We start from the raw sequence: 12187 nt of genomic DNA, 5'->3' as shown, positions 1-12187 counted from the left end.
CTTCTCACCGCAGCTTCGGGTCGAAGGCGTCGCGGATGGCGTCGCCCAGCATGATGAAGGCCAGCACGGTGGCGGCGAGGAAGACGGACGGCCAGACCAGCGGGCCGGCCGCGACCCGGGCGTGTTTGCGCGCCTCGGAGATCTGCTGCCCCCAGCTGATCGCGTCGCCCTTCAACCCCACGTTGAGGTACGACAGTGTCGCCTCGGCCGCGATGTTGGCGCCCAGCAGCAGGGCCATCACCACGATGAAAGGGGCGATCGCGTTCGGCAGGATGTGCCGGAACATCAGCCGGGCCGGGCTCGCGCCGAGCATCCGGGCCGCGGCCACGTAGTCCTGGTTCTTCGCCGCGACCACCGAGGAGCGCATCACCCGGGCGGCCGAGGTCCAGGTCAGCAGGCCGAGCGTGAGAGTCACCGCGGTCACGCCGTCGTCACCCGGGCCGGAGAGACGGCCGGAGAAGACGACCGCGCCGAGCAGGAACGGGATGCCGAGCACGATGTCGATACCGCGGGACAGGACGGCGTCGATCACGCCGCCGAAGTAGCCGGCGGCCATCCCGAAGGACAATCCGATCAGGCCGGCCAGCAGGGTGGAGAGCAGTCCGACCCGGATCGAGTTGCCGGCGCCGTGCACGGTACGGGCGAAGACGTCACAGCCCTGGAAGTCGAAACCGAGCAGCGCGCCACCGGACGGGCCGGCGTGCTGCCTCGACAGTGTGCAGTCGGTGGGGTCGGCTGACGTGAACAGCGAAGGGAAGAGCGCCATCAGCAGGATCAGCAGGGCCAGGACCGCCGAGGCCCAGAAGATCTTGTTGCGGCGCAGATCCTCCCACGCGTCGCCGGCGAGGCTGCGCGGCCGGCTGTCGGCCATGGTGAGCGCGGTCGGGTCACTCATAGCGGATCCTGGGGTCGAGGGCGGCGTAGAGCAGGTCGACGACGAGGTTCATGACCAGGAAGACGATCACCAGCACGCTGACGAAGCCAACCACCATCGGCCCGTCCTCGTTGCGGATGCCCTGGGCGAGCTTGGAGCCGACGCCCGGGATGTTGAAGACGTCCTCGGTGACGAGAGCGCCGGACATGAGCACACCGAGGTCGACACCGATCAGGGTGATGAAGGGGATCAACGAGTTGCGCAGCACGTGCACCCAGACGACACGGCGCGGGGCCAGGCCCTTGGCACGGGCGGTCCGCACGTAGTCGGCGCGCAGGTTCTCGGCGACCGAGCTCCGGGTGACCCGGAGCTGGGTGGCCACCACCGTGGTGGCGAGCACGATGGCCGGCAGCAGCAGCGCGTAGAACGAGGCGTTGCGCGACGCCGTCGCCGGGAACCAGCCCAGCTCCATACCGAAGATCAACTGGGCGACCGGGGCGAGCACGACGATCGGCATGGCCAGGAGCAGGAGAGTGAAGGCGAGCACACCGTTGTCGAAGAGGCCGCCGCGGCGGATCGCCGACACGACACCGGCGACGAGCGCCAGCCCGGCCGCGAGCACGAGCGCCATCAGCGCCAACTGCACGGTCACCGGCCAGGAGTCCTTGAGCACGGCGCCGATCTCCCGGCCGGTGATCGACTCACCGAGATCACCGGTGAGCAGGTTGCTCATGTAGTACCAGTACTGACTGAGAAGACCCTCATCGAGGTGGTAACGCTCAGTGAGCGCTTCTCGCAGCGAGTCACTGACCGGTTTCTCGCCTGCCAGGGCCTGGATGGGGTCGTCCTGGTTGGCGAACATCAGCGCGAATACCACGAAGGTGGCCCCGAAGAACGTCAGGATCATCTGCAGTAGGCGCCGCACGATGTAGCGGAACATACGGATTGGACTTCTTCCGCGGAGGGGGCGCCGGCCTCGTGAGCCGGGCGACGGGAAAGGTCGGGTCACACAGTAGTGGCGTCACGGTCGCATACGCTCCGTGACGCCACCAATGTGCAGTCGGTCAGATCAGGCGAGCGTTTCGATCTCGTACAGATTCACCCTGCTGAACAGGTCGACCTCGACGTTCGCCACCCGCTCGGAGTAGCCGTAGACGTTCTGGCCGTACCGCAGCGGGATGACCGGCATCTCCGCGGCAAGGATGTCCTCGGCGGCCTGCCACTTCTTGATCGAAGCCTCCGGGGTCGCCGCCGCCGAGCCCTGCTTGACCAGCGTGTCGAACGCGGTGCTGGACCAGCCGTAGTAGTTCGAGCCGCCGTTGGTGCCGTACAGCGGGTTGAGGTAGTTCTCCATCAGCGGGTAGTCCATGATCCAGCCGAGGCGGATCAGGCCGATGTCCTGCTTCTTCTGCAGCTTCTCCTGCATGACGGCGAACTTGGGCTCCTGCTCGCCGATGCAGTTGACCTGCAGCGACGCACGGATCTGGTTGCAGGTCGCGTCGACCCACGACTTGTGGCCGCCGTCGACGTTGTAGGTGATCTTGATTTCCTTCGGACCACCCGCCTGCCGGTACAGGTCACGGGCCTTCGTCGGGTTGTACTCGCACGGCTCACCGCAGCTGTTCTCGCGGTAGCCGCTGACCACCGGCGAGACGAACGACTTCGCGGCCGTCCGGGAACCGAGGAAGATCTGCGATGCGATCTCCTCCCGGTTGATCGACATCGAGATCGCCTTGCGGACGTCGGCGTTCTTGTACTGCGGGAGGAAGGTCGGGAACCCGATGAACTCGAAGACCGAGTTCTCGCTCTTCTGGAACCGCTCACCGAGGTCGGCCGGCGCGTTGGGCAGCGCGTCCGTCGGGATCGTGGTCTGCACGTCGAGGTTGTTGCTGACCAGGTCGGCGTACGCGGCCATCTGGTCCCCGTAGATCTTCCACGTCACGCCGTCGATCTTCGGGACCACGCCCTTGAAGTCGGCGTACTTCTCCACGACGATCTTGTCGTCGTGCTCCCAGCTGCCCTTGATCTTGAAGGGGCCGTTGCCGATCAGCTTGTCCTCGAACCCCTTGGCGATCACGCCGTCGGCGGAGAACGCCGCCTTGGGGAGCGGGAAGAAGACCGAGTAGGCGATCACCGACTTGAAGCTCGCGAACGGCGCCGACAGGGTCACGCTGAAGGTCAGGTCGTCGATCTTCTTCAGCCCGGACATCTTGTTGGTCGCCGGCTTCGGGGCCTTCTCCGGGCCGGCGCCGTCGGGGTCGAGCGGGTTGAGGTCGGTATACCCCTCGATGCGCTCGAAGAAGTAGCCACCCTGCTGGGCGTTGGGCTTGTAGGCGCCGTAGTTCCACGCGTCGATGTAGTTCTCCGCGGTGACCGGCTCGCCGTTGTGGAAGGTGAAGCCCGGCTTGAGCGCGATGGTCCAGACCCGGTTGTTCTTCGACACCGTGATCTTCTCGGCCGCGACCTCGACCGGCTTCTTCTCCGCGTCGAAGCTCACCAACGGGTAGAAGAGGGAGTTGAGGACCTGTGCGCTGCTGCTGTCGGTGGCGTTGGTGGGAAGAAGGTGTTGCGGCTCGGAGATGCCGATCACGACCGTGTTGGCGGCGGCTGTCGGATCCTCCGAATCACCACTGCCACAACCGGCGACCAACAGGGAGATGGCGGCCGCTACGGCCGCCATCTTCCACGGGCGTTTCCCAAGCATGGGAGAGCCTCCTTCAGGGGCGCTCACGAGGGGTGTGTGAGTAGCAGCCACTGTGACACAGAGGCATCAAAACCCGGAGCGCCGTTACCAAGCCGATATTAGGCGTCTACGTCCGCAGAAAGCCTCATGAGCGACCGTTTAGGCGGGTTTACTCGCCCTGAACAGGGATAACTCCATGCGGCTTCTGGTGCAGCACGGAGCGCAGCCTATATGAAAAACCACCAAGAAACCTGCCCGGAAGGGTCAGACCAGACGCCGATCGGCTGCCCATCGTGACAGTTCGTAACGGTTACTCATCTGCAATTTACGCAGAACGTTAGAAACGTGTGTCTCGACCGTCTTGATGGAGATGAACAGCTCCTTGGCGATCTCCTTGTAGGCATACCCCCGCGCGAGCAGCCGCAGGACCTCACGCTCGCGGTTGGTGAGCTGGTCCAGCTCGGGGTCGGCCACCGGAACGTCGGCCCGGGAGGCGAACGCGTCCAGCACGAAACCGGCCAGCCGGGGGCTGAACACGGCGTCGCCGTCGGCCACCCGGCGCACCGCCGCGGCCAGCTCGTCCGGCGAGATCGTCTTCGTCACATAGCCCCGCGCGCCGGCCCGGATGAGACCGATCACATCCTCGGCGGCGTCGGAGACCGAGAGGGCCAGGAACTTGACCTGCGGGTGGGAACGGCGCACCGACTCCAGCACCGCCCGGCCCCCGCCGTCCGGCATGTGCACGTCGAGCAGGACCACGTCCGGCTGCACCGCGGCGATCCGGCTGATCGCCTCGCTCACCGTGCTCGCCTCGCCCACCACGTCGACGTGCACGCCCAGCTCGGCGCGCACGCCGGCGCGGAACATCGCGTGGTCGTCGACCAGGAAGACATTGAGCCGACGGGCTTCCGGCTCGGTCACGGGCTCGGTCATCGCACAGACTCCTTACCAGCGGTCACACTCTCCCGCGACACGGGAAGCATCAGCCGCACCTCCGTACCGTCTCCGGGGGCGCTGCGGATCTCGGCCCGCCCACCGTGACGCTGCATGCGCCCGATGATCGACCCCCGCACCCCGTGCCGGGTGTCCGCCACGCCGCCGGGATCGAAGCCGGTGCCTCGATCCCGGACGAAGACGCTCAACTCATCCTCCTCCACCTCGGCGTAGAGCGAAACCGTCTGCACGCCGGCGTGCCGGGCCGCGTTGACGAGCGCCTCACGCCCCGCCGCGACCAGAGCCCCCACTCTCTCGTCGCACTGCGTGTCACCGACCACGACGGTCTCCACCGTGATCGCGTAGGTGTCCTCCACCTCGGCCGCGGCCTGCTCCAGCGCCGCGGCGAACCGCTCGGTCGGCGAGCCGGTCGGCCGGTAGAGCCAGTTGCGGAGGCTGCGCTCCTGCCCGCGGGCCAGGCGCTGCACCTCCTTGATGTCGGTGGAGTTGCGCTGGATCAGGGCGAGCGTGTGCAGCACCTGGTCATGGATCATGGCGGCCAGCTCGGCCCGCTCCTGCTCACGGATGCGCCCCTCACGCTCCGCGCGCAGCTGGCCGAAGGTGCGCCAGACCAGCGGGGCGACCACCACACCGACCCCGAGCAGGCCGACGAAGGCGAAGATCACACCGTTGAAGACGGCGGAGAACGAGTCGGTCGGGGAGTAGACCGCGACCACACCGATGATCCCGACGGCGACCAGGATGCCGCCGCCGATGAAGCGGACGACGAACGAGCGCCGGTCGGTCTCCGACACCATCGCGGTGAACCACGGGGTCGACGCGAGATTCTCCGACTGCGCGTCACGGCGGCTCGGGTCGGACTGGTGCCAGATCACGCCGGCGCCGACCGCGATCACCGCGATCATCCAGCCCGCCGTGGTGGCCACCTGGTCCTCGAAGAGCTGGGCCTGCAACAGGATCACACCCAGGCCGATCGCCGCGAACGGCATCAGCGCGCCCAGGTCACGGCGGGGCCGCTCCTCCTCGCCGCGGGCCTCCTGCGGCAGCACCGCCCAGTAGGCGGCGTAGAGCAGCAGGCCCAGCGCGTTGAAGCCGAGCAGGACGACGAGCGTGATGCGGACGGCCAGCACCGGCAAGCCGAGGTGGCGCGCCAGCCCGGCGGCGACCCCGGCGACGATGCGCTGGTCGCGCGGCCGGTAAAGCCGGCGCGGCGGTGGTGCGGCAGCGGTACTCACCCTCCGATCGTCACACGTGGCGCAAGGCTGGACCACGGGGAACATCCCCCGTACCGGCCGCGGATATCTCAGGGTGGCCTCAGGGTCGGCGCCGGAAGCGACTGGGGTGACGGACCGAGCAGGATCGAGAACATGAACGACGAACCGTCCGGTGCCGGTCCCAAGAAGGGTGACCAGGCGCCTTCCGACCAGCCCGGCGGATTCCCGCCCGGCTCCAACGTGCCGCCCTGGGTCTCCACGGCCTCCGCCGTCTGGGCCCGTCAGCAGCTGGTCCGCCCGCGGCAGGGCCGATACGTGGCCGGCGTCTGCGGCGCCGTGGCCCGGGCGACCAACACCGATCCGGTGCTCTGGCGGGTGCTTCTCGCCGTCCTGGCCGTCCTCGGCGGCAGCGGCGTCCTGCTCTACCTGATCGGCTGGCTGATCATGCCGTCCGAGGGTGACACCGCCTCGCCGGTCGAGTCGCTGCTCGGCAAGGGCCGGTCGGGCATGCAGCCGCTCTCGGTGGTGCTGCTCGGCGGCGCCGCCCTGATCACGTTCGCGTTCATCGTCAACGACGGCGTCCGGGCCGGCATGCTCGCCGCCGCCGTGATCCTGGGCGCGTTCCTGCTGATCAAGAGAAGCGGCGCGCCCTCGTTTCCGGCCACCGCACCGCCCGGGGCCCCACCGACCGCGCCGCCGCCGCACGCCGAGGAGCCGACGGTGGCGTTCGTGGCGGCGCCCACGGCCTCACCGGCCGACGAATCGATGACCACTCCCCCGGCGTACACACCTCCGCCCCCGCCGCCGACCGGAGGCTTCCGGCCGCCGTTCGCGCCGCACGGCCCGTTCGCCGGGCCCACCCCGCCGCCGCCCGCGCCGCCGGCACCGCCCAAGCCGCCGAAACCGCCGAAGGAGCGGTCGATCCTCGGCCGGCTGACCTTCTTCGCCGTCATCATGGTGAGCGGCCTGATCGGCGCGCTCGACATGAGCGGCGTGGACGTGGACATCTCCGCCTACTTCGCGGCGGCGCTGGCGACCACCGCGCTCGGCCTGATCGTCGGCGCCTGGTTCGGCCGGGCCCGCGGCCTGATCGCGCTCGCCGTGGTGCTGAGCTTCGCCCTGGGCGTCTCGTCCGGGCTGGAGCGATTCGGCCGCGAATGGACCCCCAGCGTCTACCGGCCGGCCACCCTGGCCGAGGTCGCCGACACGTACGAGTTCAACGCCGGCAACGTCACCCTGGACCTGCGCCAGATCGACTTCACCGGCCAGACGCAGAACACCGCGATCGACATGAAGCTCGGCCAGCTCAAGGTTCTGCTGCCGGCGAAGGTCGACGCGACCGTCGAGGCCGGTGTCGAGGGCGGGCGGCTGGTCCTGTTCACCGAGGAGTTCGCCGACAGCTCGTACCGCCAGACCACCGACCTCGGGTCGGACGGCGCCGGCGGTGGCACGCTCAACCTCGACATCCGTCTCGAGGCCGGAAACGTGGAGGTGATCCGATGAAGCCGCACCGGATGGACGGGGTGTCGCTGACCTTCGGCCTGATCTTCCTACTGGTGGCGCTCTGGTGGGCGGTCTCCCAGGTGGTCAGCCTGGAGCTGCCGGCGGTCGGCTGGATCGTGGCCGGCGGGCTCATCTTCTTCGGGGTGGTCGGCCTGCTCGGGGCGATCCGCTCCGGGCGCCGGGAGCCGCCGCCCGTCCCGGTCCCGGCCGCCGCGACGGTCGAGACGCCGGGCGACCTGCCGCCCGAGGTGCACGCCTCGATCGTGCGCGAGCTGCTCGACGACCCGGCCGACAGATTCGCCCGGGACCACGAGACCGGCGAGCGTCCCCATCAGGAATGAGACGCCCGCGACCCCGCCCACGGGACGACTACCCGTGGGCGGGGCAATATGCTCGCGTGATGACCGCGTTTCCGACTGTTTCCGTGGCGCCCGTCCCCGGCGTGGGTGACCGGGCCGCCCGAGCCCTGACCGCCGAGTTCGCCCGGCAGAACGCGGCCACGTCCGCTCTGCTGGTCGGCGCCGACCACTCCTCGGCCGTGGTGGCCGCAGCCGTCGAGGCGCTGCTCCCGGGCGACGCCCTCACCCTCGTTCCCGGCGCCAACAGCAGCACCGACCTGCTCCGTGGCCACATCACCGGCCTCGGCAGCTGGGTCGCCGACCGGGTGAAAGTCGTGGAGTCCCTCGACGAGGCCCAGCCCGCCGACGTGGTGATCGTCGGGGAGCCGCTGACCGGCACCGCCGAGGAAGCCCGCACCCTGATCGACCGGCTCGGGAAATACCTGTCCGACGGCGCCGTCCTCTCCGTGGCCGCGCCGGCCGGCCCGGGCCGCACCCAGGGTGCCGCCGCCGAGCTGTTCCGGCAGGGGGCGCTCTTCGGTGTCGGCTCCGACCTGGTCGTCCGTAACCAGCCTCCGCTGCGCGTGCACAAGCTGCGGTTCAGCCCGGCCGAGGTGTCCGGCGCCGCGACTCTGGCCCCCGCGTTCCGGACGTCCAGTGTGCCGCTGACCCGCACGATGCACATCGACTCCAACGGCGTGGCCGCGGCCGGCATCACCCTCGGCCTGGCCGTGCTGGCCCGCCGGGTCCGGCCGCAGTCGAAGCTGTGGCTGGTTCCGGCACTTCTCGCCGCCCCGGTCGCGGCGTTCTTCCGTGACCCCGAGCGGGATGTGCCCGGCGACCCGGCCGCCGTGATCTCCGCCGCCGACGGCAAGGTCCTCTCCGTCGAGCGGATGCGCGACGAGCGTTTCGGGCCGGGCGAGTTCCTGCGGATCGCGGTCTTCCTGTCCGTCTTCGACGTGCACGTCAACCGTGCGCCGGTGGCCGGCCGGGTCGCCGACTACTTCGTCGAGGAGGGCGGCTACGCCAACGCCGCGACCGCGGCCGCCGAGCACAATGTGGCGGCCTACACGGTGCTGGACACCGAGCACGGCACGGTGGCGATCGCCCAGCGGACCGGTCTGATCGCGCGGCGCATCGTGCAGCGGGCGCCGGTCGGCACGCTTCTTGCCAAGGGCGAGCGCTACGGGCTGATCCGCTTCGGCTCCCGCACCGACGTCTACCTGCCCGCCGACCGGGCGGAATCGCTGGTCAGCGTCGGCGAGCGCGTCGTCGGAGGCTCGACCGTGATCGCCCGCTTCACCAGTTGACCATCTGGTAAGACGCGGTAAGGCGGCCGTGGCCACCCCACGGCCGCCGCACTGTCTCAGCGCCGCCGCCCCACACCCACCGGGCCACCCCACGGCCGCCGCACTGTCTCAGGGCCGCCGCCCCCACACCCACCGGGCCACCCGTGAACCCGTCCGGGGACGGGGACGCCGTTCGGGCTGGTCTCCGGGGAGACGCGAAAGGCCGTCTCCCCGGTAGGAAGGACGGCCTCTGCGGTGTCGAGGGTCAGACGGCGGTGTGGCGGGTGCGCATCCAGAGGATCGGGCCGCTGACCAGGTAGGCCGCGACGATCAGGACGAACGTCAGCCGGGGCTCGACCAGCGCGCCGACGATCGGCAGCAGGAACAGCCACGGCGGCAGCTTCAGGAGGCGGGCAAGCTTCGCATACGGGAAGCTGGACACCATCGCGAAGGCGAGCAGGGTCACACCGGCGAGCTGGACCATGCCGGGCAGCGGCAGGCCGATCAGCACGGTGAGGGCGAGGACCGCGGCGGCCATCGTCGTGGGGACGCCGCAGAAGAACCGGCCGTCCTTGGGCGAGACGTTGAACCGGGCCAGGCGGATCGCGGCGCACCCGGCGACCAGGGCGGTGGCGATCGCGGCGGCTGCCTGCGGCACCTGGTCGGCCAGGGAGGCGTAGACCACGACGGGCGCGGCGAGGCCGAACGAGCACATGTCGGCGAGCGAGTCCATCTGGGCGCCGAACGGGCTGGCGACGCCGAGCTTACGGGCGAGCGCACCGTCCAGGCCGTCGAAGATCACACAGGCGACCAGGCAGGCCGCGGCGATCTGGACGTGACCGTCCATGGCCAGGAAGATCGCCAGCAGGCCGAGGCCCAGGCTGGCCAGAGTGCAGGCGTTGACGAGCGCGAAGCTCGCACGGCGGGACATGGTGCGCTCACCGGGCAGCAGGGGAATGGAAGCCGGCGCCGGGTCTGGCTCGGCGACGGAAACATCCAAGGGAACCCCCGGCGCGGGAATCGTCAGAGTCCGCACCGGCTCGGAACCGATGTGCAGCACCTCGGCCCGGGTCGCGGTCGCGGCCCGCCCGGTATCGGCAGAGCGGCGGCCCACCCGAACCAACAGGGCCTGCCGGGCGAGAGATCCGCCCCGGCGCAGCCGGCCTGCCCAACGACGCCCGGCGGGACGAGGACTATCCGTCGATCGACGCCGGCGCCAAGGGGAACTCGGCACGTGCTTCCTCCATGGAGTTCGGTTGTTCCGCCGGGGACTCGCGAGCCCGGCGAAATTGCGGGTTACACCATCGCACAGCCGGACGGGCTTGGCGAGAGGGCGAACAATCCAGTGGTTCAACCGTGAGCCCTGACGGATTCATTCCCCGAGCGGACCGACGGACACGTCCTCAACCTTCTGGATTTGATTTTAGCCCGTCCGGCCCAGCACATCCCGGGTCAGCTCGGTGAGGGGCAGGTTGCGGGCCTGATCAGGCGTGAACCAGGCGGCCTCAGCGGTCGATCCACCGGCCGCCTCGGTGACCGCGGCGACGGTCGGCTCGGGCACCGTGACCTGGTAGACGACCCGGATCACGTGCCAGTCGAGGGGCACTCCTTCGGGTCCGAGCGCGGCCGGGTCATATCGGTGGGAGACGCCGACCAGTCCGGTGATCCGGCCCCGCTGGGACGTCTCCTCATACAGCTCGCGGGCGAGGGCGCGCTCCGGGGTCTCGCCGAAGTCGGTGCCGCCGCCGGCCAGGTGCCAGTGTCCGCCACCGGGGTATCCGTCGGCGATCCGGGTCAACAGGATCCGCCCGGCCGGGTCGGTGGCCAGGGCGTACGCCCCGAAGCGCTGCACCCGGCCGGTCGGCTCGGGCGTGCCGAAGGTCTCATCCGTGAGGTCGACGGGCTCGAAGGGCACACCGAGCACCCCGGCCGTGAAGGGCAGCAGGGGGAGGTCCGCCACGTCGGCCGGCGCGACCCGGGCGACGAGGTCGCTGGTGCCGGCCGTCTCGGGGGTCAGCTCGCCGCCGGTGACCGCCACGTCGTAGACGATGCGGTCGGTGTGCTCGATCGTGCCGTCCGGCAGACGGGCCAGGTCGGCGAGGACGGTCCGCACCCCGGTGATCCGGACGGCCAGCCCGGTCTCCTCGGCGAACTCCCGGACGACCGCGTCATCCGGGTGCTCGCCGTGGTCGATGCCGCCGCCGGGCAGCGACCACACACCGGGGAACGCGGACAGGTCCGATCCGCGGGTGAGCAGGACACCGCCGTCGCCGGAGCGGCTCACCCCGTACGCCGCCGCCCGTCTATTGATCTTCACCCGCTCTAGATTAGCTTCGCCGCCCGCAGAGCATCGGCCGTCACCTCGGTGAGCTGGTCGGGGCCGAGCGCCGCGACCTCGGTGAGCGGCATCCATCGCGCCTCGGAGGTGGATCCGCCGACGTCGTGGATGGTGACCTCGGTCGGCTTGTCCACGACGACCCGGTAGAAGGCGCGCACACCGTGCCAATCGATCGGGTAGCCCTCGGGGCCGAGTGAGGCGGCGTCGCGGTGGCTGGCCACGCCGAGCAGCTCGACGAGGCGGCCCTCCTGACCGGTCTCCTCGACGAGCTCGCGGATCAGGGCGGCGCCGGGCTGCTCGCCGTAGTCGGTGCCACCGCCGGGCAGGTGCCAGCAGCCGGCGCCCGGGTAGCCGTCGGAGATCCGGGTGAGCAGGAGATTGTCGAACGGGTCGGTGGCGATCGCGTAGGCGGCGAAGCGCTGAGCCCGGTGCAGGCCGTCCGGTCCCTCGTAGGCGTAGAAGGACGGAAAGACCGGCGCCTCCTCGGGCCGCAGGTCACCGGCGTCGGCGGAGAGCCCGAGCGCGGCCGCGGTGAACGGCCGCAGCTTGAGTCTCTCCGCCTCTTCGAGGGTGTGCCAGCGGGCCAGGTCGGTGTTGTGGCCGACCCGGTCGATGAGATTGCCGCCGCGCACCGACACCGAGTACACCAGCCGGTCGGTGTGGATGGTGACGCCGCGGTGCGGTATCGAGCGCATGTCGGCAAGCACGTCGTGCAGCCCCGTGACGGCGACGGAGAGCCCGGTCTCCGCCGCGGTCTCGCGGACGACGGTGTGGTTGGGGTCTTCGCCGTGGTCGACGGCGCCACCGGGCAGCGACCAGACTCCGGGGGTGCCGGATCTGGACGATGCCCGGACCAGGAGCACGCGGCCTTCGCCGTCGCGGGCGACGGCGTAGGCGGCGATCCGGCGGAGCGGTTCGAGTGCGGGGGTCACGGGCCGCAATTCTGCCCGCGATTTGTTACCTCTCAAGAACTTCTGTCAAATTCCTGACAGTG

At 70.0% G+C, this 12187-nt stretch carries 11 protein-coding genes; 3 read left to right on the top strand and 8 right to left on the bottom strand.

Annotated features, from left to right (window positions below):
* Window positions 1-4: 4 nt before the first annotated feature.
* From ACQPZW_RS03580 to ACQPZW_RS03560, 5 genes are all read right to left on the bottom strand, one after another.
* A complete protein-coding gene (locus tag ACQPZW_RS03580; RefSeq protein WP_433793402.1) occupies window positions 5-895 on the bottom strand; it encodes an ABC transporter permease in 891 nt (296 codons plus the stop codon).
* Window positions 888-1814 (bottom strand): ABC transporter permease, encoded by a 927-nt coding sequence (locus tag ACQPZW_RS03575; protein ID WP_433793401.1) that lies wholly within the window; start codon window positions 1812-1814, stop codon window positions 888-890. Before ACQPZW_RS03575 ends, ACQPZW_RS03580 begins: the two co-directional genes overlap by 8 nt.
* 129 nt (window positions 1815-1943) lie before the next feature.
* Window positions 1944-3578, bottom strand: coding sequence for a peptide ABC transporter substrate-binding protein (locus ACQPZW_RS03570; RefSeq protein WP_433793400.1), 1635 nt, complete (start codon window positions 3576-3578; stop codon window positions 1944-1946).
* A gap of 243 nt (window positions 3579-3821) precedes the next feature.
* Window positions 3822-4490 carry a response regulator gene (locus tag ACQPZW_RS03565; RefSeq protein WP_433793399.1) on the bottom strand — a complete coding sequence of 223 codons (669 nt, stop codon included), beginning with the start codon at window positions 4488-4490 and terminating at the stop codon, window positions 3822-3824.
* A complete protein-coding gene (locus tag ACQPZW_RS03560; RefSeq protein WP_433797410.1) occupies window positions 4487-5689 on the bottom strand; it encodes a PspC domain-containing protein in 1203 nt (400 codons plus the stop codon). The genes ACQPZW_RS03565 and ACQPZW_RS03560 overlap by 4 nt, the downstream gene beginning before the upstream one ends.
* 189 nt (window positions 5690-5878) lie before the next feature.
* Between ACQPZW_RS03560 and ACQPZW_RS03555 the strand changes: the two genes are divergently transcribed.
* The 3 genes from ACQPZW_RS03555 to ACQPZW_RS03545 are packed head-to-tail and all read left to right on the top strand — an operon-like array spanning window position 5879 to window position 8876.
* A complete protein-coding gene (locus ACQPZW_RS03555) occupies window positions 5879-7228 on the top strand; it encodes a PspC domain-containing protein (protein WP_433793398.1) in 1350 nt (449 codons plus the stop codon).
* Window positions 7225-7569, top strand: a complete 345-nt coding sequence (locus tag ACQPZW_RS03550) for a hypothetical protein (protein ID WP_433793397.1) — start codon at window positions 7225-7227, stop codon at window positions 7567-7569. The genes ACQPZW_RS03555 and ACQPZW_RS03550 overlap by 4 nt, the downstream gene beginning before the upstream one ends.
* Window positions 7570-7628: 59 nt before the next feature.
* On the top strand, window positions 7629-8876 hold the full coding sequence (locus tag ACQPZW_RS03545) for a phosphatidylserine decarboxylase (RefSeq protein WP_433793396.1): 1248 nt from the start codon (window positions 7629-7631) through the stop codon (window positions 8874-8876).
* Between the two features lie 244 nt (window positions 8877-9120).
* Here the strand turns inward: ACQPZW_RS03545 and ACQPZW_RS03540 are convergent, their stop codons facing one another.
* The 3 genes from ACQPZW_RS03540 to ACQPZW_RS03530 all read right to left on the bottom strand — a co-directional run bounded on the left by ACQPZW_RS03540 (window position 9121) and on the right by ACQPZW_RS03530 (window position 12125).
* On the bottom strand, window positions 9121-10014 hold the full coding sequence (locus ACQPZW_RS03540; protein WP_433797408.1) for a CDP-alcohol phosphatidyltransferase family protein: 894 nt from the start codon (window positions 10012-10014) through the stop codon (window positions 9121-9123).
* A 264-nt stretch (window positions 10015-10278) separates the two neighbouring features.
* Entirely contained in the window at window positions 10279-11172 is an 894-nt protein-coding gene (locus tag ACQPZW_RS03535; protein ID WP_433793395.1) for an NUDIX hydrolase, read from the bottom strand.
* 5 nt (window positions 11173-11177) lie between these two features.
* Window positions 11178-12125, bottom strand: coding sequence for an NUDIX hydrolase (locus ACQPZW_RS03530; RefSeq protein WP_433793394.1), 948 nt, complete (start codon window positions 12123-12125; stop codon window positions 11178-11180).
* Window positions 12126-12187 lie beyond the last annotated feature (62 nt).

Origin of the sequence: Actinoplanes sp. CA-252034, assembly GCF_050956125.1 — a bacterium.
GTDB lineage: Bacteria > Actinomycetota > Actinomycetes > Mycobacteriales > Micromonosporaceae > Actinoplanes.
This window is presented reverse-complemented; position numbering and strand designations above follow the sequence as displayed.